Source organism: Novosphingobium colocasiae, from assembly GCF_014652555.1.
GTDB lineage: Bacteria > Pseudomonadota > Alphaproteobacteria > Sphingomonadales > Sphingomonadaceae > Novosphingobium > Novosphingobium colocasiae.
This window is the reverse complement of record NZ_BMZA01000002.1, coordinates 489,488-512,199: the sequence shown is the minus strand read 5'-3', so window position 1 is coordinate 512,199 and position 22,712 is coordinate 489,488. Positions and strand designations below refer to the sequence as shown.

Sequence of the window (22,712 nt, the reverse complement as noted above, 5' to 3'; positions counted from 1 at the left end):
CCAGCCGAAACTTTCAACCCGTTGCACTTCGGATGTGAATCCACACCCGGATCAAGTCCGGGGTGACGAAAACACATTTCGTCGTGGTGGGCTTATTGCGATTTTGGGTACCAACACCTGACTATTTTCTGCCCCCGTCCTCACGATCCGCAGCCTTCGGCTCCAGGATCAGCTTCTCGCCTTCCACGCGCCATCCGGCAAGGCGGGAGAGGAAGTTCATGCCGATGACGTTGACCTCGCCCGCCTGTTCGGGGGCAATGGCGACCTCCAGCCCGCGCGCGTCGATACCGCCCAGCTTGATCGAGGCCGCGGTTGCCATGCGCGCGGCGATCGGGCCGTTGGCGGTTTCGAGGACGACGCCGCGATTGTCGTCGTCGGGGACCAGCCCGGCCTTGCGGGCGACGGCGGACGAAACGCCGGTATAGGTTGCTCCGGTATCGATCAGGAAATCGACCTGTTCGCCGTTGATCGTCGCCAGGACCCAGAAGTGGCCGTCCACCCGCATGGGGATGACGGTGCGGTTCCCCTCGACCCCCGCCGGCTTGGCGCTGTCGAGCCAGAGAGCGGCTTCGGAACGGCGGTTGTGGCCGGCAAGCCCGGCGACCGTCAGCAGCAGCGCCGCGACCATGCCGATATAGCCGGTGCCGCGCACGATGCCGCCAAGCCGGGGCGCGGCGCTGTCGATCCGCAGTCCCATCACTGCCAGCAGGATCGCGCCGATAGTCAGCGCCAGCAGCGGCTGGTCGAACAGGAACCGGCCCAGTTCGCCGGCATTCACGCCGGACGATCCGCCAGTTCGCTGTCGAGCAGGTGCGTGACCCGCGCGGCATCGGGGAACCCCTCGTCGATCCAGCGACGCTCCACCGCGCGCAGGACGCGGGCGACTTCGGGACCGGCACCGACGCCGCGCGCGACGATGTCCCCGCCCTTGATCGGCAGGACGGGGATGTCCCAGCCATCGAGGGCTCGCGTATCGGCCCCGGCCAGCAGCAGCCGGTCCAGCGCCCCCTCGCGGCCGAGGCGATAGGCCAGCGCGCGTGGATCGCCTGCATCCGCATCGCGCGCGGCGGCCTGCGACAGGCGCTTCTTCTGGGCGGACGACAGGCGAAAGCGGCTGGCGACCTGTTCGGCGAGCGCGGGATCGGCGGGCAGCAGCGCCGCCAGCCGACGGATCGGGTCAGGCGCGATCCCTTGGCGCTGCTCGGCGGCAACCAGCGCGGCAAGGCCGGTCACATCCGCTTCGGGCAGGACGACCGCCAGAACCCCCAATTCCGCCATGCGCGCCGTCGTGGGCGCGGGATCGGGCAGGGCGAGGAGATTGATCGTCTCCATCCCCACCCGTTCGCGCGACAGACCCTTGAGCGTGGCGGCCAAGTCGGCGCAGGCGGATTCGGCCTCGGCATCGGCCGGGAGCGAGCCGAACCGGGCCTGGAAGCGGAAATAGCGCAGGATGCGCAAGTGATCCTCGCGGATGCGCTGGCGGGCATCGCCGATGAAGCGCACGCGCCGCGCCGCCAGATCGGCGAGGCCGTCGAACCAGTCGAACAGTTCGCCGGTCAGCGGATCGGCATAGAGCGCGTTGATTGTGAAATCGCGCCGCGCTGCATCTTCGCGCCAGTCATCAGTGAAGGCCACCGTGGCGCGGCGGCCGTCGGTGCTGACGTCATGACGCAAGGTGGTGATCTCGACCGGGCCGCCGGGCAGGACGGCGGTGACCGTGCCATGCTCGATCCCGGTAGGGACCGCGCGCAGACCGGCCGCCGCCAGGCGGTCAGTCACGACCTGCGGTGAAAGCCGGGTCGCCATGTCGATGTCCTTGACGGGCAGGTCCAGCAGGCTGTCGCGTACCGCCCCGCCGACATAGCGCACCGCATCAGCGCCCAGCGCATCCACCAGCGCAAGGAGGTCCTCGCGCTGCAGCCAGTCGCTGTCGAGCCGGTCAGCCATGGCAGCCCAGCCGCAGCGACAGATTGCGCAGTACCCCTGCGGTCACACCCCAGATACGATGTTCGCGCCACTGGATCTCGAAGTAATCGACCTTGCGGCCTTCCCATTCAGACGTCTTGAGATGGTGGTTCGCGGGATCGAGCACGAACGCGAGTGGCGCTTCGAACCACTGCGCCACCTCGGTCGGATTCGGGCTGATGGCAAGATCGGGCGGGATCACGCCGATCACCGGGGTGATGTCATAGCCGCTGCCGGTGGCATAGCGGTCGGTCTGGCCGATCACCCGCACCAGCGCGGGGGCGATGCCGAGTTCCTCGTGCGCCTCGCGCAGAGCGGCGTCGATCGGGGTTTCATCGGCATCGATGCGCCCGCCGGGAAGCGCCACTTGTCCCGGATGAGCGCGCATCGTCGACGGGCGGTGGAGCAGCAGCACCCCCGGCTCCTCGCGCTCGGTCAGCGCTACCAGCACCGCAGCGGGCTTGAAATCCTCGGATATGAGCGCGCGGGGATCGCGGTGCAGCGGCACATCGGTGCGTGCATGGCCCTGCGTCAGTCTGGCGGATATGCGGTCGAACAGCGCGCTCATTCGGGGATCAGGGAAAAGGTCGTGCCCTGGCTGGAAACGGTCAACTCGCCATCCTCCAGTGCGATTTCGGCGAGCTGGGCATACGTGCTGCGGTTGAGCCGGGCCCGGGTGCCGTGGCGCACGGCGATATAGAGCGCGGGGGTATCGCGATCGCCCTCAGCATGCAGCGGATGATCGGGGCCGGCGATGAGCAGATCGTCGGTGCTGAGGCGAAACAGCAGCGCGCCGTCCTGCCGCGTGCAATCGACCGCGATGAACGCGGCATCGTCCACCACGATCGACAGCCGCTGGGTGGGGGTGACCAGCCAGTGCTGGCCGGCCTCGTCGCGCATCAGCAGCGAGGAAAACGCCCGCACCATCGCCGGGCGGGTGATCTCGCCGCCTTCATGATACCAGCGCCCGTCTGCGGCGATGCGCATGTGGCTGTCGCCGGTTTCCTGAGGCGACCATTGATCGACGGGCGGCAGCTTGCGGGTTGCGACAAGCGCCGCAACGTCCGCCAGCGACAGCGCGGCAAGCTCGGGAGGCGGTTCGTAGGGCATCGGGTTCGCGATGCCAGATCGCGCAGGCTTCGCCAAGCTCCGGCGACGCCTGGTAGCGTTCAACCTGCCGCGTTCAGCGCAGCCAGGGGCCCAGCACGCCCGCCGCCGGCAGCACCGCGCGATTGGCGCAGCGGACCAGCAGGCGGTGCTGTTCGAACGGGCCGGGCAGAGACCAGCCGCCGGTGCCTTCGTTGGAGAAACCCCAGAACCGCCCGTAGTATTCGGGATCGCCGATCAGCACTTGCGGCAGCGGCGCGCGATCGTCGATGCAGGAGAGGCTGGCCGACATCAGCGCCTGGCCGAAACCCTCGTTCTGCCGCTCCGGCAGCACCGCCACCGGACCAACCATGATCATCGGATGGGCACGCCCTTCCTCGTCGGTCAGCGCGACCGGCCAGCACTGAATCGTGCCGACCAGCAGATCGGCGCTGTCGAGCGCGGCGAATGACAGCGCGGGCAACCAGTCCATCCCTTCGCGCACCTTGTAGGCGGTGCGGCGGTGCCGTTCCGGCTCGAAAGCGCGGTCCAGCAAATTCTCGACCATGGCCGGATCGACGTTATCGAGCGGGATGATGGCGGCTTGGGCGGTCTGGTGTTGTGCGGGCGACATGGCGCGCGCCCGATAGGGGCGGGCGGCGGATTTGTCGATTCAATTCGCCGCCGGGGTCAGCCGCAGCAGCCGGGCATCGGGCCCGTCTTCGAGCAGCCAGATCGCGCCATCGGGTGCTTCAATGATATCGCGCAGGCGATTGGGGAAGGGATAGCGGGCTTCTTCTCGCGCGGTGGTGCCGTGCAGGCTGACGCGGATCATTGCCTGGGTCTTGAGCCCGGCGATCAGCATCTGCCCGCGCCAGGCCAGGAAGCGGGTGCCGGAATAGATCATCATGTCGCCTGGCGCGATGACCGGGTTCCACTCCAGCGCCGGGGCGGCGAGGTCCGGGCGGGTCGGGTGGCGCGGGATGGGGGGGCCGTCATAGTTGTCGCCGCCGGAAACCAGCGGCCAGCCGTAGTTCTTCCCCGGCTCTATCCGGTTCAGTTCATCGCCGCCGGCCGGGCCGTGTTCCAGCCCCCACAACTGCCCCGCCGCATCGAACGCCAGCCCCAGCACGTTGCGGTGGCCGTAGGACCAGATCTGGTTGGCCGGGGCCGGACGGTCCGCGAAAGGATTGCCCGGCGCGGCGGTGCCATCGGGCAGCAGGCGCACGATCTTGCCGAGATTGGTGTCCAGCGCTTGCGCCGGCGTGAACTTCTGCCGTTCGCCCGAAGAGACGAACAGGAACCGGCCATCGGGCGAGAACGCCAGCCGGTGCGAATAGTGCCCCCGCCCCGATACCTTCGGCACTTGCCGCCAGATAACGCTCAGAGTGTCGATCCGGCAGGAAAGCGGCCCGGTGCAGGCCAGCTTGCCGCGCCCGACTGCGGCACCGCGCTTGTCGCCGGCACCGGCTTCGGCCCAGCTCAGGTAGATGACCCGCCCGTCCAGTGTCGGCCCGGCAGTGCCGCCCTGCGGCGCGAAGATCACATCGCCCAGCCCGCCCTGTCCGCCGTAATCGACTCTCGGCGTGCCGGGGACCGGGGCGGTGCGGCCATCGGGCAGGCGCAGGACCAGTTTTCCCGGCTGCTCGGTCACCAGGGCGATGCCGGTGGGGGCATCGATGGCGATGGCCCAGGGGTGGTCGAACCGGCCGATGGCCCGCACCGTGAACGGCCGGTCCCCGGCGTTTTCCCCGCTCGCGGCGGGGCCGCAGCTTGCGGTCAGGACAGCGAGCGGCGATAGCACTGCAAGGAGCTTGTTCAAGGTCATGACCCGTCTAACGCCCGCAACCCGGTTTGAGTTCGCGCACGGCGTCGTCATCGGCGTGGACGAAGCCGGGCGTGGCCCGCTGGCCGGGCCGGTTGTGGCGGGCGCGGTGGTGCTGTGCAAGCCCCGCCCGTCCGGGCTCGACGATTCCAAGAAGCTGAGCGCGCGCCGCCGCGCCGAACTTGAAGCGGTCATCCACCGGCGGTGCCGCTGGGCGGTGGGCGTGGTCGATGTCGATGAGATCGACCGGCTCAACATCTTCGGGGCGACCATGCTGGCGATGACCCGCGCCGTCGCCGCGCTCTGTGCCGAACTGGGCGAGGAGCCGGGCGGTGTGCTGATCGACGGCAACATGACGCCGCACGGCCGCTGCGCGGAATGGCGCTGGCCGGCACGGGCGATCGTCGGCGGCGACGCGCTGGAGCCGAGCATATCGGCCGCCTCGGTCGTCGCCAAGGAACACCGGGACCGGATGATGCGCGAACTGGCGCTGGCCCATCCGCATTACGGCTGGGAGCGCAACGCCGGATACGGCACGGCCGAGCATCTGGCGGCGCTGCGTCGGCATGGCCCCACCGCCCACCACCGCCGCAGTTTCGCGCCCGTGGCGCAGCTCGCTCTGGCGCTTTGATCGTTTTTTGCGGGGGCTGCCAGGCGATCGCACCCCACCATATATTGAGTCCGGCGCGGCCGGGCGGCTCAAGATATAGCGTCGGATTCGTTTTGTTCCGCGCCATCACAGGTCTGAATCGCAAGCATTTCCGGCGAGTCGCGGGTTGACGCGGAGTCCGGGATGACTCATCTTGCGCGCTTTCCACAGGTTTGTCGCGCAAGGGAACGGTCAATGGGGCAGATACTCACCAAGGAACGGATGCGTGCCCGCGCGCCTGCGCCGACGCCCCGCGAACTGCTGCCGCTGGGGCGGATCATCCCCGGCGATTGCATCGAAGCGATGCGCACCATTCCCGATGCCTCGGTCGATATGGTCTTCGCCGATCCGCCTTATAACCTTCAGCTTGGCGGTGATCTGGCACGTCCCGACGGCAGCCATGTCGATGCCGTGACGGACGAGTGGGACAAGTTCGCCAGCTTCGCCACATACGATGCTTTTACCCGCGACTGGCTGGCAGAAGCGCGCCGGGTGCTGAAGCCGGAAGGCTCGATCTGGGTGATCGGATCGTACCACAACATCTTCCGCGTCGGCGCGATCATGCAAGACATGGGGTTCTGGCTGCTCAACGATATCGTGTGGCGCAAGGCCAACCCGATGCCCAACTTCAAGGGCACCCGCTTTACCAACGCGCACGAGACGCTGATCTGGGCCAGCATGGGGGAAAAGGCGAAGTACACCTTCAACTATCGCGCCATGAAAACGCTGAACGACGAATTGCAGATGCGGTCCGACTGGGTGCTGCCGATCTGCGGCGGGCCCGAACGACTGCGCAAGGATGGGCACAAGGTCCACCCGACCCAGAAGCCTGAAGCGCTGCTCTATCGGGTGATGCTGGCGACCACAAACAAGGGCGATGTGGTGCTCGATCCGTTCTTCGGTACCGGCACAACCGGGGCGGTGGCCAAGCGGCTGGGCCGTGACTGGATCGGGTGCGAGCGCGAGAGCGTCTATCGCGAAGCGGCGATGGAGCGCATCGAAATGGCGCTGCCGCTCGATGAAAGCGCGCTTTCGACGATGCAGAGCAAACGGGCCGCGCCCAAGGTAGCGTTCGGGACGCTCGTCGAAACCGGCTGGATCGCGCCGGGCACCGAACTGACCGATCGCAAGGGCCGCCACGCCGCCACCGTGCGCGCCGATGGCTCGCTGGCTGCGGGCACGCTGACCGGATCGATCCACGGCGTCGGTAAGGATCTGCAAGGCGCGCCTTCGTGCAACGGCTGGACGTTCTGGCATCTGGTGCACGAAGGCGAACGCAAGCCGCTCGACGCGATCCGCCAGCTTTACCTGCTGGCCACGGAACCGTGATTTTCAGAAGGGATTATCGGAAGCACGCGGAGACGCGGAGGCGCAGAGATGTCGGGCTGCGCCGCAGGCGAGCATTTCATTTCGAACGAGAGTAACACGCGATCCTGAAGGTCATGCCGGCTGTGCCTGAAGCGCGAAATCTCTGCGCCTCCGCGTCTCCGCGTGATCCCATTTTTTGATCCGTCCAAACACCGGGTGAAAAGGCCATCCGCATGACCCGCAAGCTCTACATCCACCCGATCGCCCTTGCCCTCAGCCCGCAGAGCGAGGAGTGCGAGGCGGTGCGGCTGGGCGGGGCGATGGTGTGGGCCAGCCGGTTCGCGGTGATCATGCGCGAGGGTGGCCGGATCGTGTCGCGAGACCGGGTTAGTGCCGGAGAGATGGCTGCGGCGCTCGCGGCGCTGCCTGCCGATCTTGGGGCCATGGGCGAAAGCCAGTGGGCGAACTTGCGCAAGGTCCACGCCCCGCTGACTTGCGGCGATCGCACGATCCGGCTCGATCAGCCGCAGATCATGGGCATCCTCAACATGACGCCTGACAGTTTTTCCGACGGCGGCCAGTTCCTCGATGACGCGCAAGTGGCGGCCGATCACGCCTCCGCGATGCTGGAGGCCGGGGCGGCGATCCTCGATGTGGGCGGCGAATCGACGCGGCCCGGCGCGGCGGCGGTGTGGGAAGGTGATGAACTCAAGCGCGTGGTGCCGATGATCGAGCGGCTGGCGGCGATGGGCGCGGCGATCAGCGTCGATACCCGCCGCCCGGCGGTGATCGAGGCCGCGCTCGGTGCCGGCGCGCATATCATCAATGACGTCTCGGCCCTGCGTTATGATCCGCGCAGCCTGGAACTTGCCGCCGCGTCGGGCGCGCCGGTGGTGCTGATGCACGCGCCTGGCAAGGGCGATGATCTTCACTCCAACGGCACTTACGGGGATGTCGTGCTGGATGTGTTCGACTGGCTGGCCGATCGCCGCGATGCCGCGCTGGCGGCGGGCGTGGCGGCGCACAACGTGATCCTCGATCCGGGCATCGGGTTCGGCAAGACGGTGGCGGAAAACCTGGCCCTCATCAATGCGCTGCCGCTGTTCCACGCCCTGGGCCAGCCATTGCTGGTCGGCGTGAGCCGCAAGCGGATGATCGGCGCGCTATCGGCCGAAGCGCCCGCGCACCAGCGGCTGGCGGGGTCGATCACGCTGGCGGTGAAGGCGATGGAAGCGGGGGCCCACCTGCTGCGGGTGCATGACGTGCCCGAAACCGTGCAGGCCCTGCGCGTGTGGCGCGGGCTCGTTGACGCAGCACTGACGGACTTTTCGCAACTGCCCTGAAGCGCTGGCCCTCAGGCCGCGTTGTCGATGCCCAGTTCGGTCAGCTTGCGGTACAGCGTGGAGCGGCCGATGCCGAGCCGGCGCGCGACTTCGGTCATGCGGCCCCGGTAGAGGCCGATGGCGAGGCGGATCACGTCGGCCTCGATATCTTCCAGCGGGCGCAAGTTGCCATCGGCGGTATAGAGGACCACCCCGGCGCTTTCCTGCACCGGGTTCCCCGCAACATTCGACGGGCCGCTGCCCAGGATGTTGAGCAATTGCGGGAAATCTTCCGAAGTCAGCGCGTCGCCATCACAGAACACGGCGGCGCGGAACAGCACAGCCTGAAGCTGGCGCACGTTGCCCGGCCAGTCATAGGCCGCCAGCAGCGACAGCGCGCCGTCGGTGATGCCCAGTTCGCGCAGGCCCGGCTGTTCGCCGATACGGGCAAGGAAGAAGCGGGTGAGGGCGGGGATGTCGCCCGTCCGTTCGCGCAAGGGCGGCAGGGCAATGCGGGTCGCGCTGAGCAACTCGTAAAGCTCGGGCAGGAAATCGCCGTTCTCGACGAGCTGGGCGAGCGGGATGTTGCTGGCCGAGAGGATGCGTACATCGACGCGGAAGCTGTGCCGTGCGCCGATCGGGCGCACATCGGCGCGGCGCATCGATTCGAGCAGGCGTTCCTGCACCGGCAGCGGCATCCGGTCGATCTCGTCCAGCGCCAGAGTTGCCCCATCGCAGTGCTGCAGGGCCCCGATCTGCCGGTCGAATGCGCCGGGGAACGCGCCTTTTTCATGCCCGAACAGCACCGATTCGATCGAGTTGGCCGACAGCCCGCCGATATTGACAATCCGCAGCGGCAGCTTGCTGCGCGGGCTGGAGGCGTGGACGGCCCGGATCAGCATTTCCTTGCCGGTTCCGGTCTCGCCCTCGATCAGCACCGCGCCATGTCCGCGCGCCACCTTGGCGGCCACGGCCAGAGCCTTGCGGAAATTCGTGGCGGCCCCGATCATCGATTCGAAATCGGGGTTGAGCAGCATCTTCTCGGTCAGCGGGGCCAGCTCGTCGCGCGGGGTCTCGCGCGTGGTGGCGGCGCGCAGCGCGTGCATCAGCCGATCCGGTGCGATGGGTTTGACGAGATAATCGGTCGCACCGGCACGCATCGCCTCGACCGCCAGCAGCGGCGACGTGCTGGCGGTCAGCATCAGGATCGGCAACGCAGGTCGCCGTGATTTCAGCTCGGCGATCAGCGAGCAGGCGTCGTCTCCCGGAACCCACTGGTCCAGCACGATGGCGGAAAGCTGCATGCCCTGGCGGGTGCCCAGCGTGGCGATTGCCGTTTCGGCATCGCGCACGATCAGCGTGCGCCAGCCTTCGCGCGCGGCAAGCGCAGAGATGAGGCGGCTCTGGGCCGGCTCATCGTCGATGAGCATCAGCAGGCGGGTATCGCTTTCCGTCATATGCGTGCGGTTGTCCCAGGCTCCTCGGATCGAAATCCCGTTTTAGGACAAGACCGGTAAAGACCGACTTAAGGCTGATCCGGAAAACAGCACGCCGCATGGGGACGGCAATTTGAACAAGGCCGTCTGACAAAAACGGGTGCAAATTGCGTAGAGCCGTAATTGAGCTTACCGGTTTCGTGCCATCAGCGCTTGAGCCGTGGCTACCATGAGGCTAGAGGCCGTGAGCCGGTTTCAACATGAGGGGAATTTGACGACATGGCAGCAGGAAACGACATGAAGGCGCATGCCGCAACTTATGCGTCGTTCATTAAGGCCGCTACCTGGGGCACCGGGTTCGTGATCCTGGTGACGGCGTTCGTCGTCGTTCTGATCTCCGGCTAATCAAAAAGATGGCCGAACGGCAAAAGATCGCGGTTCTCAAGGAACGCGCGACGGGAGAGACGCGGGTTTCGGCATCGCCGGAAACCGTCAAGAAGCTGACCGCCCTGGGGGCAACCGTCGCTGTCGAAACGGGCGCTGGCCTTAACGCGTCGGTTTCGGATGCGGACTATGCCGCCGCCGGGGCCGAGGTCGGCCCGCTGGATAGCGTGCTGGCCGGTGCCGATATCGTGTTCGGCGTGCAGGGCCCCGATCCGGCGCTGTTGGGCGGGGTGAAGCCGGGGGCGTGGATCGTCGCCGGGCTTGATCCGTTCGGCCAGCGGGCGCGGATCGATGCGTATGCCGCCGCCGGGCTGGAAGCGCTGGCGATGGAATTCATGCCGCGCATCACCCGCGCGCAGTCGATGGACATCCTCTCCAGCCAGTCGAACCTGGCGGGCTACAAGGCCGTCATCGAAGCGGCGGGCCACTATGGCCGCGCTTTCCCGATGATGATGACCGCCGCCGGCACCGTCAGCGCTGCCAAGGCCTTCATCATGGGCGTCGGCGTTGCCGGTTTGCAGGCCATTGCCACCGCGCGCCGCCTCGGTGCGCAGGTTTCGGCCACTGACGTGCGTTCCGCCACCAAGGAACAGATCCAGTCGCTCGGCGCCAAGCCGATCTTCGTGGAGAACGTGGCCGGCATCGAAGGCGAAGGTTCGGGGGGCTATGCCACCGAAATGAGCGAGGAATACCAGAAGGCCCAGGCCGAACTGGTGTCCAGCCACATCGCCAAGCAGGACATCGTCATCACCACCGCGCTCATCCCAGGCCGCGCCGCGCCGCGCCTCATCACGGACGCGCAGATCGCGACGATGAAGCCGGGCAGCGTGATCTTCGATCTGGCCGCGCCGCAGGGCGGCAATGTCGAAGGCTGCGTGGCGGACCAGATCGTGGTGCGCCACGGGGTCAAGATCGTCGGCTATTCGAACACGCCCGCGCTGCTGCCGGCAGACGCCTCGGCGCTGTTCAGCCGCAACCTGTTCAACTTCCTTTCGGCCTTCTGGGACAAGGAAGCGGGCAAGCCGGTGCTCGACGAGGAAATCGGTGACGCCATCCGCCTGACCAAGGGCGGGCAAATGGTGAACGCGAGGCTCGCACAGTGAGGAGTGTTCGTCGGGCAGCCGCATCACTAGTATTCGTGATGCCTATAACTGCCTACGCTTTGCCGGCCGACGATTTGCGGGGAATCTGGAGTGCAACCTCTGAAGCGCCCACATCGGAAGTCTCCGCTGATGAAGGCTTTGTAGACTTTGGCTGGCTCAGGCCACCGGCTTCCGTTCAATTGGATGAAGATATAGTCCAAAAAGAAACTGGCCAAGTAATAGCTCCAAAGGGTATGCACTTTGCGCTAGTTCAGAACAGCGGATTTAACCCAACATTTTGCGCAGTGTCTTGGCCAAATTTTGATTATCGCGATAAAAATCTGAAGAACATCGGAGTTTTTAACATTGGTTTTGTTAATTGTTTCGAAGATCACGGCGATAGTAAAATTCGCAATCTGACGAGACATGCTTCGAAAAATGTTCTTCTTTTGAACAAATCAAAGATTTTGGGGCAGTCTATAAAGTTATACGACGATGTCAATGAGGCAAAATTCTCGGTTGAGAGCTCTAAAGACTATTTCAAAGACATTAAATTCGGCGTGTATCGTGTAAAATCCGACCCGAAGAAGGCTAGAGTTTGTTTTCGTCTCGCTGCCCAAGTGAGTGGGGCAAGATCTGCTGATTTTTTTAACAAAGCTTCATGTGTGCCGGCCGGATTGAGATTTAACCTCCTTGGTGGAGAGTATCGAGTGGTTGAATCTGGTGGCAAGTACGCGGTAGTCGTCGAAAAAGGTTTTGATTTGTCGGATGCTCGCCTCGATGTTGTTTGGTCGACTCTTAACAGCATGACCTATAGGATTTATTGAGGGGGCGCCCAGGAACATGGACTTCATCAGCATTCTTTCGATCTTCGTGATGGCCTGTTTCGTCGGCTATTACGTTGTCTGGTCGGTGACGCCGGCCTTGCATACGCCGCTCATGGCGGTGACTAACGCTATTTCCTCGGTCATCGTGGTCGGCGCGCTTGTTGCCGCAGCGGCGGCCGGTTCGCCCGCCGCCAAGTGGCTGGGTCTCGTCGCCGTGGCGCTGGCGAGCGTGAACATCTTCGGCGGTTTCGCGGTCACCGAACGCATGCTCGCGATGTACAAGAAGAAGGACAAGGGTCCGGCTAAGGGAGGTAAGCACTGATGGCACACCTCGCCGTGACCCCCTGGGTTCCGTTCGCCTACCTTGTCGCGGGCGTCTGCTTCATCCTCGCGCTGCGCGGGCTTTCCAGCCCCGCCACCAGCCGCGCGGGCAACCGTTACGGCATGTTCGGCATGACGATCGCGGTGGTGACGACGCTTGTCACGCACGAGATCGCCAGCCTGCCCGAAATCATCGGTGCCATCGCGGTCGGCGGCGTGATCGGTTTCATCACCGCACGCAAGATCAAGATGACCGACATGCCGCAGCTTGTCGCGGCGTTCCACAGCCTCGTCGGTCTCGCCGCCGTGCTGGTCGGCCTGGCTGCCTATCTCAATCCGATCGCGTTCGGCATCGCCGGCGCGGACGGGGTTATCGAGCCGCAGAGCCGCGTGGAAATGGGCCTGGGCATCGCCATCGGTGCGATCACCTTCTCCGGCTCTATCATCGCCTTCCTCAAGCTGGCCGGCAAGATGAGCGGATCGCCGATCCTGCTTCCGGGCCGCCACGTCATCAACCTGGGCACGCTGATCGCGATCCTGGGCCTCGTCGGCTATTTCACGCAGGACCAGAGCCAGTGGGTGATCGTCACCATCACCGTGCTGAGCTTCCTGATCGGCTTCCTGCTGATCGTGCCCATCGGCGGCGCGGACATGCCGGTGGTCGTCTCGATGCTCAACTCGTATTCGGGCTGGGCGGCTGCGGCGATGGGCTTCACCCTGCACAACACGGCGATGATTATCACCGGCGCGCTGGTGGGTTCTTCGGGTGCGATCCTGTCGTACATCATGTGCAAGGCCATGAACCGCGGGTTCCTTTCGGTCATTGCCGGCGGCTTCGGGGCCGATGCGGGTGCCGGCGGCGGTGCCGGCGGTGCGCCCAAGGAACAGCGCCCGTGGAAGCGCGGCTCTGCCGAGGACGCGGCCTTCATCATGAAGGAAGCCGAAAACGTCATCATCATCCCGGGTTACGGCATGGCGGTGGCGCAGGCCCAGCACGTGCTGCGCGAGATGGGCGACCAGCTCAAGAAGCACGGCGTCAACGTGAAGTACGCTATCCACCCGGTCGCGGGCCGCATGCCAGGGCACATGAACGTGCTGCTGGCCGAAGCCAACGTGCCGTATGATGAAGTCTTCGAACTGGAAGACATCAACGGCGAGTTCGCGCAAGCCGACGTGGCGTTCATCATCGGTGCCAACGACGTCGTCAACCCCGCCGCGCGGACCGACAAGTCCAGCCCGATCTACGGCATGCCGGTGTTCGACGTGGACAAGGCCAAGACCGTGTTCTTCATCAAGCGTTCGATGGGCGGCGTGGGCTATGCAGGCGTCGACAACGACGTGTTCTACATGGACCAGACCATGATGCTCCTCGCCGACGCCAAGAAGATGGTCGAGGAAATCAACAAGGCGCTTGCCGACTGATTTCCCTGCGCCCCTCTCCGGTTTGGGGAGGGGCGTTTTTCCCACCCACCCTTCCGTTCGTGTCGAGCGAAGTCGAGACACCTGGAGCGGGGCTCGGGTGTCTCGACTTCGCTCGACACGAACGGGACTGGAGTGGCCCCGAACCATGCCCTCGGCCTTTCCCCTTCTAGGCAGCCAGAAAGCGCATATGGGACTGTTGAAACGCACAATCCTGGTGCTTGTCATGCTCGCCGTGCTGTGGTTCGGCGCACATATATACGCCGCGTGGCGCATCCGCACCGCGCTGATCGAAGGCGGGATGAACGAGAAGGCGGCTGCCTGCATGTCACGGCGTCTGTCGAAGCGGCTGACGCTGTGGCAGATGCACAAGCTGGAGGCGTTCCAGGAGGAAAAACCAACGATCGGCGGGCTGGTGCGCGCGGCGCGGCGGATCGACGATGCCAAGGTGGTGCTGGTCACCACCTCTTCGGCAGCTCTGTGTACAACCGGGCTTGCCCGATGATCGGCCGGGCCTGACGGGGTGGACGCCCGGCCCGGCAACGGGCTAGGCAGGGCGGACCAAAGCCCACGAAGGATACCCCCTCTTGCGAAAGATCGGCCTTATCGGCGGGTTGAGCTGGTACTCGACCCGCACCTATTACGAACATATCAATCGCGGCGTTCAGGCGCGCGCCGGCAAGCAGGCGAGCGCGCCGATGGTGATCGAAAACCTCGATGCCAGCGCGCTGATGCGTCTGTCCGGTGCCGACGACTGGGCCCGCGCCGCCGGCGTCCTGTCGGACAGTGCCCGCCGGCTTGAACAGGCCGGGACGACAGCGCTGCTGATCGGGGCCAATTCGATGCACAAGGTCTATGACGCGGTGGCCGGGGCGGTATCCGTGCCGGTGCTGCACATCGCCGAATGCGTGGCCGAGCGCATGGTGGCCGATCGGGTGAAGAAGGCAGCCCTGCTGGGATCGCGCAACGTGATGCTCGAAAGCTTCTATCGCCAGAAACTGATCGCCCGCGATATCGAGCTGCTGGCCGCGAAGATGGAGCGGGTAGAGACGCTCGATCGCATCATTTACGAGGAACTGATGCTCGGCAAGGCCAGCCGCCAGTCGGAGCGCGAGCTGAAGACGATCCTCACCAACCTGGGCCAGGAAGGGGCCGAGGCGGTGGTGCTGGGCTGTACCGAGCTGGAAATGATCGTCGACGTCGATGCCAATGTCCTGCCGATCTACGATTGCACCCGCATCCATGCCGATGCCGCAGTCGACTGGATCATGGGCTAGCCCGCCCTTGGACCGGGCACCTTACGCTTCCGATCCGGCCCGTTCGCGCGGTCGCGAATTTGCGCTGGAGAACGCACTCGCACGCGGGCCGCGCAGTGCCTATCAGCGCGATCGCGATCGCATCATCCACTCGATCGCGTTCCGGCGGCTGCGCTACAAGACGCAGGTGTTCATCGCGCCCGATGGCGATCACTATCGGGTCCGGCTGACACACAGCCTGGAAGTGGCGCAGATCGCCCGGACCATCGCCCGCACGCTGGGACTGGACGAGGACCTGACCGAAGCGCTGGCGCTGGCGCACGATATCGGCCACGCCCCGTTCGGCCATGCCGGCGAAGAGGCGCTTGACGCGGCGCTGCACAAGGCGGGCGGTTTCGATCACAACGCCAACACGCTGCGCACGCTGATGCGGATCGAAAGCCCTTATTGCGAGCATGACGGGCTGAACCTGACGTGGGAGACGCTCGAAGGGCTGGCCAAGCACAACGGGCCGGTGACCGCGCCCAACTGGGCTCTCGCGGAACTGGACGCTGCCTATGCACTGGATCTGGGGACGCACGCCTCGCTGGAGGCGCAGGTTGCCTCGCTGTCCGATGATATCGCCTATGACAATCACGACATCGACGATGGCCTGCGCGGTGGGTTCCTCGATCTCGATGAAGTGCTGGCCCATCCGTTCGTGGCCGAGCATTGGGCCGAGGTGGAGCGCCGGTTTCCCGGCGTGCCGCGCAACCGGCAGCTTGCCGAACTGATCCGCAGCCAGATCGGCTTCATGGTCAACGACCTGTTGGCCGAAACCCGCGAGCGGCTGAAGGGCGTGGGCAGCATCGATGAAGTGCGCGGTGCAGGCCGGCCGCTGGTCGCGTTCAGCGCGGAACTGGGCGAGAGCGAGCGGGCGTTCAAGCGGTTCATGTACGAGAAGCTCTATTACCATCCCGACCAGATCGCCACCGCCCGCCGTGCGCGCGAGGTGCTGGCGGAGCTCTATTCCGCCTATTCGCAGCAGCCGTTCCTGATGGATGAGGAATGGATCGACACCCTGCCGCGCCAGGAACCGGCGCGCAGCCGCCATATTGCCGATTATATCGCCGGGATGACCGATCGCTTCGCCATCACCGCGCATGCCCGCATTTACGGCCGCACGCCCGAGGGGTTGCGCAATGTCTGAAGCGCCGGTGCGCGTCTGCCTGGCAGGCGCGACCGGGCTGGTGGGCAGCGCGATCCTGCGGGAGGCGGTAGGGCGCGAAGATGTGCGGATCATCGCTATTGCCCGACGCGAGGTGGCGCTGCCGCCCGGCGCGCGGATGGAACTGCTGGTCGGGCCGCCGCAGGACTGGCCGGCGCTGATCGCCGCCGCCCGCGCCGATGTGCTGGTCAGCGCGCTGGGCACCACGATCCGGTCGGCGGGAAGCCAGCCGGCGTTCCGCGCGGTCGATCACGATCTGGTGCTGGCGACCGCGCAGGCGGCGCGCGACTGCGGGATTACGCGCATGATCGCGGTGTCCTCGACCGGTGCCGATCCTGCCGCCCGCGCGTTCTATCTGCGCACCAAAGGCGAGGCGGAGGAAGCGCTTGGCAAGCTGGGGTTTCACCGGCTCGATCTTGTCCGGCCGGGGTTGCTGCTGGGTTCACGGGCAGAGGCGCGGCCGCTGGAACGGATCGCCCGGATCATCCAGCCCGCGCTCGATCCGCTGCTGTTGCACGGGCGCTGGCAGGGCTACCGATCGATTCGCGCGGCCACGGTGGCGAGGGCGATGCTCACGCTGTGCCGTGAAACGGCGCGCGGTCGGCGCGTTCACGAATATGGCGCGATCCGCGCCCTGGCGCAGCGCAGCGGGGATTAATCGCGCTGGCGAGGACGGGGGCGTTGACTCCGGCAGCGCGCTCCAGCATGGGCGGCGGATCGCTGACAGCGCGGGAGAGTCCGTGTCGCTCGCTTCGGAAACGGGGCTGATGGCATGGCGCCGAAGGAGCAACCGCCCCGGAATCTCTCAGGCAAAAGGACCGCGCCCTTGCCGCAAGGCAAGTCTGCCGTAACGGCAGGCGTCGATAGCGATACTCTGGAAAGCGTCCGCGCCGCACGTCGGCCGGGCCGCCGACGGTGTAACCCCGTTCTCCACAAGGGACGCGGGGGAAGCTCTCAGGTTTCCGTGACAGAGGGGGTGCCGAGCGGCCATAGTGCCATGGGTGCCCAGATGCGCGGGATGATAGCTGTTGACCATTTCGAACGATAACGACGACGAAACGCCGATCGAGACGCTGACCCTGCCGCTGGATGCCTGGCATCGCGCGAAGGGCGGCCGGATGGTCGAATTCGCCGGGTACTGGATGCCCGTTCAGTATGAGGGCATCATGGCCGAACACCTGTGGACGCGCGAGAGCGCCGGGCTGTTCGATGTCAGCCACATGGGCCAGCTTTACGTCTCGTCCGATGGCGAGGCCGAGTTCGATGTCGATGCGGCGCTCGAAGCGGTGCTGCCGATCGACCTATCCACGCTCAAGACCGGATCGGTGCGCTATTCGCTGCTGCTGGATGACGATGGCGGCGTGCTCGATGACCTGATGGTCACCCGCTGGGGCACCGGGTTCTATCTGGTGGTCAACGGCGCGACCAAGTGGGATGACATCGGCACCTTGCGCGAGGCGCTGCCTGACGAGGTCCTGCTCAACCATCTCGATGAAACCGCGCTGCTGGCGCTGCAGGGGCCCAAGGCGGCCGAGGCGCTGGAGCGGCATGCGCCCGGCGTGTCGGCGCTGACCTTCATGAAGGGGGCCGCGTTCAAGCTGGGCGGGATCGATGCCTGGATCAGCCGCTCGGGTTATACCGGCGAGGACGGGTTCGAGATTTCGATCCCCGGCGAGGCGGCGGCGCAGATCGCCGATCTGCTGTGCGGCGAGCCGGAAGTGAAGCCGGTGGGCCTCGGCGCGCGCGATTCGCTGCGTCTCGAAGCCGGCCTGCCGCTCTACGGCCATGACATGACCCCGGACCACGGTGCGGTCGAAGCCGGGCTGGCGTTCGGCATCAACAAGCGCCGCCGCACCGAAGGCGGTTTTCCCGGCGCGGCGCGGGTCCAGCGCGATCTGGCCGAAGGCCCCGCGCGCAAGCGTATCGGCCTGGTGCTGGACGGGCGCATGGCAGCGCGCGAAGGGGCTGAGGTTTACGCCGGGGATCAACAGGTTGGCATTGTCACCTCGGGCGGTTTCTCGCCCAGTCTGCAGCAGCCGATCGCCATGGCCTATGTCGATGCCGGGCACGCCGGCGATGGCACCGCGCTGGAAATCGGCATGCGCGGCAAGCGCCTGCCCGCCAAAGTCACGCCGATGCCGTTCGTACCCCACCGTTATCACCGCTGAGGAGCAGCAACATGACGCGCTATTTCACGCAGGACCACGAATGGATCGAGATCGAGGGCGATCTCGGCACGGTCGGCATCACCGACTATGCGCAAGGACAACTGGGCGACATCACCTTCGTCGATCCGGCCGAAGTGGGGGCCAGCGTCGCCAAGGGTGATGCGGTCTCCGTGGTGGATTCGGTCAAGGCCGCCAGCGACGTCTACACTCCGGTGTCCGGCACCATCGCCGAAGTGAACGCCGCGCTCGTCGATGAACCCGAACTGGTCAACACCGACGCCGAAGTGGGCGGGTGGCTGTTTCGCATCACGCTGTCCGACACGTCGGAACTCGCGGCGCTGATGGATGATGCGGCTTATAAGGCCTACGTCGAAACCCTCTAATCCTGAACGATATATCCGGGAGTATCCGGTCTTGCGCTATCTGCCGCTGACGCCTCAAGAACGCGCCGACATGCTCGGCGTCATTGGTGCCGCCAGCGTTGACGACCTGTTCGTCGACGTTCCCGAAGCCGCGCGTCTTGCCGGCCCTGTTGCCGGATTGCCTTCGCATGCCAGCGAGATGGCGGTGGAGCGGCATATGAGCGCGCTGGCAGCCCGCAACCTCAGCGCCGGGACCGCGCCGTTCTTCATCGGTGCGGGGGCCTATCGCCACCATGTGCCGGCCACCGTCGATCACCTGATCCAGCGTGGCGAGTTCCTGACCGCCTACACCCCCTATCAGCCGGAGATCGCGCAAGGCACCTTGCAGGTGCTGTTCGAGTTCCAGACCCAGGTCGCGCGGCTGTTCGGCACTGACGTTGCGAATGCCTCGATGTACGACGGGTCTACCGCGTGCTGGGAAGCGATCCTGATGGCCGGGCGCGTTACCCGGCGCAGCCGCGCGGTGCTGTCCGGCGGGCTGCACCCGCATTATGCCGAAGTCGTCCGCACTCTGGCGCGCTTCACCGGCGATGCGATCACCAGCCTCGATGCGCAACTTACGGCCGCACCGGATGATGCCGCTGTGATCGCCGCGATCGACGCGGAAACTGCCTGCGTGGTGGTGCAGTACCCCGACGTGCTGGGCCGCATTCCCGATCTTGCCCGGATCTCCGCCGCGGCGCAGGCCGCCGGGGCTCTGTTGATCTGCGTGGTGACCGAACCGGTGGCGCTGGGCATGATCGAGGCACCGGGGCATCTGGGTGCCGATATCGTGGTGGGTGAGGGCCAGTCGCTTGGCGTCGGCCTGCAATTCGGCGGGCCGTACCTCGGGCTGCTGGGCTGCCGCGAGAAGTTTGTGCGGCAGATGCCGGGCCGGCTGTGCGGGCAGACCGTGGACGCCGATGGCAAGCGCGGCTTCGTGTTGACGCTGTCTACCCGGGAACAGCACATCCGCCGCGAAAAGGCGACGAGCAATATCTGCACAAATTCGGGGCTTTGTGCTCTGGCTTTCAGTATTCACTTGACCCTTCTGGGCGGAGAAGGGATGGCGCAGCTCGCGGCCGTCAATCACGCCCGGGCGCAGGCGATGGTCGATCGGCTAACCGCGATACCCGGCGTGACCCTGTTGAACGATGCCTATTTCAACGAGGCCACGCTGCTGCTGCCCGCCGATGCGCGCGAGGTCGTGCGCAAGCTGGCTGAGCGTGGCGTGTTGGGCGGGGTTTCGCTCGGGCGGTTGTTCCCCGGCCATCCGGAGTTGGCCAGCGGCCTGCTGGTCACCGCGACCGAGACCGTCACGGACGAGGATATCGAGGTGTTCGCCCGCGAACTTGCGCAAGTGCTGGAAGGAGTGGCGGCATGAGCGGCCTGAACGCAGCGGGCTGGCGCCCGGCGATGAACGATGGCGGCGAGGCCGCGGCCGGACCGGCCACTGCCAGTGGCGACCGGGGGCTGATGCTCGAAGAGCCGCTGATCTTCGAACTGGGCACTCCGGCCAAGTGCGGCGTCGATCTGGACGCGGCCGATCGCGCCCCGGTGCAGGGCCTTTCGCGGTTCCTGCGCAAGGAGGCACCGGCACTGGCCGGACTGACCGAGCCGGAAACGGTGCGCCACTACACCCGGCTGTCGCGGCAGAACTATGCGATCGATCTGGGTCCGTTCCCGCTTGGCTCGTGCACGATGAAGCACAACCCGCGCCTGAACGAGAAGATGGCCCGGCTTCCGGGCTTTGCCGATGTCCATCCGCTCCAGCCGCAATCGACCGTGACCGGTGCGCTTGAGGTGATCGAGCAACTGGCCGACTGGCTGATCCGCCTGACCGGCATGGCATCGGTGGCGATGAGCCCCAAGGCCGGCGCACACGGCGAACTGTGCGGCCTGCTGTGCATCCGCGCCGCGCTCGATGCGCGGGGCGAGGCGCGCGACGTGGTACTGGTGCCGGAAAGCGCACACGGTACAAACCCTGCCACCGCCGCCTTTGCCGGCTTCAAGGTGCGTTCGATCCCCGCCACGGCGACGGGGCGGGTCGATCTTGATGCCCTCAAGGCCGCGCTGACGCCGGATGTGGCGGGGGTCATGATTACCAACCCCAACACCTGCGGCCTGTTCGAGCCGGACATGAAGGCGATCGCCGACGCGGTCCATGCCGCCGGGGGGTATGTCTATTGCGACGGGGCGAACTTCAACGCCATTGTCGGCAAGGTTCGCCCCGGCGATCTGGGCGTCGATGCGATGCACATCAACCTGCACAAGACGTTTTCCACCCCGCACGGCGGCGGTGGTCCCGGTGCGGGGCCGGTGGTGCTGTCGGAGGCGCTGGCACCGTTTGCGCCGCTGCCGTTTGTCACCCGCGATGTGGATGGCACGGTGCATCTGGTCGAAGAGGAAAATCGGGGTGATGGGCACGACCAGGCGTTCGGCCGGATGGTCGCCTTCCACGGCCAGATGGGAATGTTCACCCGCGCGTTGACCTATATCCTCAGCCACGGGGCCGATGGCCTTCGCCAGGTGGCCGAGGATGCGGTGCTGAACGCGAACTATGTCCTGCGCGCCTGCGAGGATGTCCTGACCGCGCCGTTCGCCGCCAGCGGCCCGTGCATGCACGAGGCGCTGTTCAGCGACGCCGGGATGGCCGAGGGATTCTCGACCCTCGATGTCGCCAAGGGCCTGATCGACGAGGGGTTCCACCCGATGACGGTCTATTTCCCGCTGGTCGTGCGCGGCGCGATGCTGATCGAGCCGACCGAGACCGAGAGCAAGGCCGGGCTCGATCGCTTCATCGCCTCGCTGCGCAGCCTCGCCCAGCGGGCGCAGGCCGGCGACGACACCCTGCACAGCGCGCCTCACTTCGCGCCGCGCCGCCGGCTTGACGAAACGCTGGCCGCGCGTAAGCCCGTGCTGGTGTGGAAGGGCGACGCACCGGCGTCGTGACCGGCCGCTTCGGCGGCCAGCGGGGGAAGAGCGAAATGATGGAGCGGCTGACAAGGCTGTTCGCCTTGTGGACGGTGCTGGGCGTGACCTGGGCTTGGTTCGTGCCCGAACATTTCGCCTGGGTGACCGACGGGACGATCCGGCCGCTCGGTCAGCCGCTGATCAGCGTGATGCTGGGCGTGGTCATGCTGGGGATGGGCCTGCACATCAGCGTTGACGATTTCCGTCGCGTCATCGCCATGCCGCGTCAGGTTTTCGCCGGGACGGTGCTGCACTTCACGATCATGCCGATCGCCGGGTTCGGCTCTGCCATCCTGTACGGGCTGGAGCCGGGCCTGGCCGTGGGCCTCATCCTCGTCGCCTGCTGCCCGGCGGGGACGGCATCCAACGTCATCAACTATCTGGCCCGAACCAACGTGGCCCTTTCGGTCGCTATGACCATGCTCTCCACGCTGGTGGCGGTGGTCCTGACGCCGCTGCTGACGGGGTGGCTGGCCGGCGTCTATATCGAGATCGATCGCTGGTCCCTGTTTCGCGAACTGATCGCGGTGGTGCTGGTGCCGGTGATCGCCGGGACCCTGCTCAATCGGTATGCGGCGCGGCTCAGCCGGGCGCTGGATCAGGTTGCGCCGCTGGTTTCGGTGATTTTCGTGGTAATCATCGTGGCGGGCATCATCGCCAAGTCAAAGCCGATGATCGAAAGCCATGCCGGTATGCTGCTGCTGGCGGTGTTCACGCTGCACTTTACCGGGTTCCTGTTCGGTTATCTCAGCGGCAAGGCGCTGCGGCTCAGCGAAATCACCGCGAGAACGATCAGCGTGGAGGTCGGCATGCAGAACAGCGGACTGGGGGCGAGCCTAGCTTCGAGCAAGAACTTCGCCGGGCAGTTCATGGACCCTGCCCAAGCCGCTCTTGCCCCGGTGCCGGCCGCCATCTCGGCGGTCATGCACGTTTTGATCGGCAGCCTGCTTGCAGCGCTGTGGCGCAGGGTTCCGGCCCGGACCGACACGCCTCAGGATTGAGCGCGACCGGTCCGGGCGGATC

Annotated in this window: 24 protein-coding genes and 2 riboswitches; of the genes, 17 read left to right on the top strand and 7 right to left on the bottom strand. The window is 66.0% G+C overall.

Annotation, left to right across the window (positions count from 1 at the left end; translation table 11 throughout):
• Nucleotides 1–121 precede the first annotated feature (121 nt).
• The 6 genes from IE122_RS06215 to IE122_RS06190 form a co-directional block, all read right to left on the bottom strand.
• Complete coding sequence (locus tag IE122_RS06215; RefSeq protein WP_189620213.1) at nt 122–778, bottom strand: retropepsin-like aspartic protease family protein; 657 nt, start codon at nt 776–778, stop codon at nt 122–124.
• Complete coding sequence (locus IE122_RS06210) at nt 775–1,947, bottom strand: CCA tRNA nucleotidyltransferase (protein ID WP_189620212.1); 1,173 nt, start codon at nt 1,945–1,947, stop codon at nt 775–777. Before IE122_RS06210 ends, IE122_RS06215 begins: the two co-directional genes overlap by 4 nt.
• Nucleotides 1,940–2,533 carry a CoA pyrophosphatase gene (locus IE122_RS06205; RefSeq protein WP_189620211.1) on the bottom strand — a complete coding sequence of 198 codons (594 nt, stop codon included), beginning with the start codon at nt 2,531–2,533 and terminating at the stop codon, nt 1,940–1,942. Before IE122_RS06205 ends, IE122_RS06210 begins: the two co-directional genes overlap by 8 nt.
• Complete coding sequence (locus IE122_RS06200) at nt 2,530–3,075, bottom strand: DUF1285 domain-containing protein (RefSeq protein ID WP_189620210.1); 546 nt, start codon at nt 3,073–3,075, stop codon at nt 2,530–2,532. The genes IE122_RS06205 and IE122_RS06200 overlap by 4 nt, the downstream gene beginning before the upstream one ends.
• 73 nt (nt 3,076–3,148) lie before the next feature.
• Complete coding sequence (locus IE122_RS06195; protein WP_189620209.1) at nt 3,149–3,685, bottom strand: GNAT family N-acetyltransferase; 537 nt, start codon at nt 3,683–3,685, stop codon at nt 3,149–3,151.
• Between the two features lie 39 nt (nt 3,686–3,724).
• Nucleotides 3,725–4,879, bottom strand: a complete 1,155-nt coding sequence (locus IE122_RS06190; protein WP_189620208.1) for a PQQ-dependent sugar dehydrogenase — start codon at nt 4,877–4,879, stop codon at nt 3,725–3,727.
• Here IE122_RS06190 and rnhB point away from each other — a divergent pair.
• The 3 genes from rnhB to folP all read left to right on the top strand — a co-directional run bounded on the left by rnhB (nt 4,878) and on the right by folP (nt 8,176).
• Entirely contained in the window at nt 4,878–5,507 is a 630-nt protein-coding gene (rnhB, locus tag IE122_RS06185; protein ID WP_189620207.1) for a ribonuclease HII, read from the top strand. The two genes, IE122_RS06190 and rnhB, sit on opposite strands and share 2 nt — an antisense overlap.
• A 213-nt stretch (nt 5,508–5,720) precedes the next feature.
• The gene (locus IE122_RS06180) at nt 5,721–6,854 is read left to right on the top strand and encodes a site-specific DNA-methyltransferase (protein ID WP_189620206.1); all 1,134 of its coding nucleotides are present in this window, start codon (nt 5,721–5,723) and stop codon (nt 6,852–6,854) included.
• Between the two features lie 212 nt (nt 6,855–7,066).
• Entirely contained in the window at nt 7,067–8,176 is a 1,110-nt protein-coding gene (gene folP / locus IE122_RS06175; RefSeq protein WP_189620205.1) for a dihydropteroate synthase, read from the top strand.
• An 11-nt stretch (nt 8,177–8,187) separates the two neighbouring features.
• Here folP and IE122_RS06170 read toward each other — a convergent pair whose 3' ends face one another.
• On the bottom strand, nt 8,188–9,612 hold the full coding sequence (locus IE122_RS06170) for a sigma-54-dependent transcriptional regulator (protein WP_189620204.1): 1,425 nt from the start codon (nt 9,610–9,612) through the stop codon (nt 8,188–8,190).
• 258 nt (nt 9,613–9,870) lie between these two features.
• Here IE122_RS06170 and IE122_RS06165 point away from each other — a divergent pair, with 258 nt between their 5' ends.
• The 14 genes from IE122_RS06165 to IE122_RS06100 all read left to right on the top strand — a co-directional run bounded on the left by IE122_RS06165 (nt 9,871) and on the right by IE122_RS06100 (nt 22,690).
• The gene (locus tag IE122_RS06165; RefSeq protein WP_189620203.1) at nt 9,871–9,996 is read left to right on the top strand and encodes an aa3-type cytochrome c oxidase subunit IV; all 126 of its coding nucleotides are present in this window, start codon (nt 9,871–9,873) and stop codon (nt 9,994–9,996) included.
• Between the two features lie 8 nt (nt 9,997–10,004).
• Nucleotides 10,005–11,138, top strand: a complete 1,134-nt coding sequence (locus IE122_RS06160; protein ID WP_189620202.1) for an NAD(P) transhydrogenase subunit alpha — start codon at nt 10,005–10,007, stop codon at nt 11,136–11,138.
• 59 nt (nt 11,139–11,197) lie between these two features.
• Nucleotides 11,198–11,944, top strand: a complete 747-nt coding sequence (locus IE122_RS06155; RefSeq protein WP_189620201.1) for a hypothetical protein — start codon at nt 11,198–11,200, stop codon at nt 11,942–11,944.
• A 16-nt stretch (nt 11,945–11,960) separates the two neighbouring features.
• On the top strand, nt 11,961–12,266 hold the full coding sequence (locus IE122_RS06150) for an NAD(P) transhydrogenase subunit alpha part 2 (protein ID WP_189620200.1): 306 nt from the start codon (nt 11,961–11,963) through the stop codon (nt 12,264–12,266).
• Nucleotides 12,266–13,687, top strand: a complete 1,422-nt coding sequence (locus IE122_RS06145) for an NAD(P)(+) transhydrogenase (Re/Si-specific) subunit beta (protein ID WP_189620199.1) — start codon at nt 12,266–12,268, stop codon at nt 13,685–13,687. Before IE122_RS06150 ends, IE122_RS06145 begins: the two co-directional genes overlap by 1 nt.
• A 196-nt stretch (nt 13,688–13,883) precedes the next feature.
• On the top strand, nt 13,884–14,189 hold the full coding sequence (locus tag IE122_RS06140) for a hypothetical protein (protein ID WP_189620198.1): 306 nt from the start codon (nt 13,884–13,886) through the stop codon (nt 14,187–14,189).
• An 82-nt stretch (nt 14,190–14,271) separates the two neighbouring features.
• Complete coding sequence (locus tag IE122_RS06135) at nt 14,272–14,961, top strand: aspartate/glutamate racemase family protein (protein ID WP_189620197.1); 690 nt, start codon at nt 14,272–14,274, stop codon at nt 14,959–14,961.
• A 7-nt stretch (nt 14,962–14,968) separates the two neighbouring features.
• Nucleotides 14,969–16,129 carry a deoxyguanosinetriphosphate triphosphohydrolase gene (locus IE122_RS06130; protein WP_189620196.1) on the top strand — a complete coding sequence of 387 codons (1,161 nt, stop codon included), beginning with the start codon at nt 14,969–14,971 and terminating at the stop codon, nt 16,127–16,129.
• Nucleotides 16,122–16,805 (top strand): NAD(P)H-binding protein, encoded by a 684-nt coding sequence (locus tag IE122_RS06125; protein ID WP_189620195.1) that lies wholly within the window; start codon nt 16,122–16,124, stop codon nt 16,803–16,805. The genes IE122_RS06130 and IE122_RS06125 overlap by 8 nt, the downstream gene beginning before the upstream one ends.
• 61 nt (nt 16,806–16,866) lie before the next feature.
• Nucleotides 16,867–16,978: riboswitch (glycine riboswitch) on the top strand.
• Nucleotides 16,979–17,011: 33 nt separating this feature from the next.
• Nucleotides 17,012–17,128: riboswitch (glycine riboswitch) on the top strand.
• Between the two features lie 53 nt (nt 17,129–17,181).
• On the top strand, nt 17,182–18,315 hold the full coding sequence (gcvT, locus tag IE122_RS06120; protein ID WP_189620262.1) for a glycine cleavage system aminomethyltransferase GcvT: 1,134 nt from the start codon (nt 17,182–17,184) through the stop codon (nt 18,313–18,315).
• An 11-nt stretch (nt 18,316–18,326) separates the two neighbouring features.
• Nucleotides 18,327–18,698 (top strand): glycine cleavage system protein GcvH, encoded by a 372-nt coding sequence (gene gcvH, locus IE122_RS06115; protein ID WP_189620194.1) that lies wholly within the window; start codon nt 18,327–18,329, stop codon nt 18,696–18,698.
• A 31-nt stretch (nt 18,699–18,729) separates the two neighbouring features.
• A complete protein-coding gene (gcvPA, locus tag IE122_RS06110; RefSeq protein ID WP_189620193.1) occupies nt 18,730–20,100 on the top strand; it encodes an aminomethyl-transferring glycine dehydrogenase subunit GcvPA in 1,371 nt (456 codons plus the stop codon).
• A complete protein-coding gene (gcvPB, locus tag IE122_RS06105) occupies nt 20,097–21,668 on the top strand; it encodes an aminomethyl-transferring glycine dehydrogenase subunit GcvPB (RefSeq protein ID WP_189620192.1) in 1,572 nt (523 codons plus the stop codon). The genes gcvPA and gcvPB overlap by 4 nt, the downstream gene beginning before the upstream one ends.
• Nucleotides 21,641–22,690, top strand: a complete 1,050-nt coding sequence (locus IE122_RS06100) for a bile acid:sodium symporter family protein (RefSeq protein ID WP_229813812.1) — start codon at nt 21,641–21,643, stop codon at nt 22,688–22,690. Before gcvPB ends, IE122_RS06100 begins: the two co-directional genes overlap by 28 nt.
• Nucleotides 22,691–22,712 lie beyond the last annotated feature (22 nt).

Bases quoted from the DNA above. Each gene is read 5' to 3' on its own strand.
- IE122_RS06165 (WP_189620203.1), top strand. From the start codon at position 9,871: ATGGCAGCAGGAAACGACATGAAGGCGCATGCCGCAACTTATGCGTCG.
- IE122_RS06210 (WP_189620212.1), bottom strand. From the start codon at position 1,947: ATGGCTGACCGGCTCGACAGCGACTGGCTGCAGCGCGAGGACCTCCTT.
- IE122_RS06125 (WP_189620195.1), top strand. From the start codon at position 16,122: ATGTCTGAAGCGCCGGTGCGCGTCTGCCTGGCAGGCGCGACCGGGCTG.
- IE122_RS06150 (WP_189620200.1), top strand. From the start codon at position 11,961: ATGGACTTCATCAGCATTCTTTCGATCTTCGTGATGGCCTGTTTCGTC.
- folP (WP_189620205.1), top strand. From the start codon at position 7,067: ATGACCCGCAAGCTCTACATCCACCCGATCGCCCTTGCCCTCAGCCCG.
- IE122_RS06180 (WP_189620206.1), top strand. From the start codon at position 5,721: ATGGGGCAGATACTCACCAAGGAACGGATGCGTGCCCGCGCGCCTGCG.
- IE122_RS06195 (WP_189620209.1), bottom strand. From the start codon at position 3,685: ATGTCGCCCGCACAACACCAGACCGCCCAAGCCGCCATCATCCCGCTC.
- rnhB (WP_189620207.1), top strand. From the start codon at position 4,878: ATGACCCGTCTAACGCCCGCAACCCGGTTTGAGTTCGCGCACGGCGTC.
- IE122_RS06145 (WP_189620199.1), top strand. From the start codon at position 12,266: ATGGCACACCTCGCCGTGACCCCCTGGGTTCCGTTCGCCTACCTTGTC.
- IE122_RS06205 (WP_189620211.1), bottom strand. From the start codon at position 2,533: ATGAGCGCGCTGTTCGACCGCATATCCGCCAGACTGACGCAGGGCCAT.
- IE122_RS06190 (WP_189620208.1), bottom strand. From the start codon at position 4,879: ATGACCTTGAACAAGCTCCTTGCAGTGCTATCGCCGCTCGCTGTCCTG.
- IE122_RS06160 (WP_189620202.1), top strand. From the start codon at position 10,005: ATGGCCGAACGGCAAAAGATCGCGGTTCTCAAGGAACGCGCGACGGGA.
- IE122_RS06170 (WP_189620204.1), bottom strand. From the start codon at position 9,612: ATGACGGAAAGCGATACCCGCCTGCTGATGCTCATCGACGATGAGCCG.
- IE122_RS06200 (WP_189620210.1), bottom strand. From the start codon at position 3,075: ATGCCCTACGAACCGCCTCCCGAGCTTGCCGCGCTGTCGCTGGCGGAC.
- gcvPB (WP_189620192.1), top strand. From the start codon at position 20,097: ATGAGCGGCCTGAACGCAGCGGGCTGGCGCCCGGCGATGAACGATGGC.
- gcvH (WP_189620194.1), top strand. From the start codon at position 18,327: ATGACGCGCTATTTCACGCAGGACCACGAATGGATCGAGATCGAGGGC.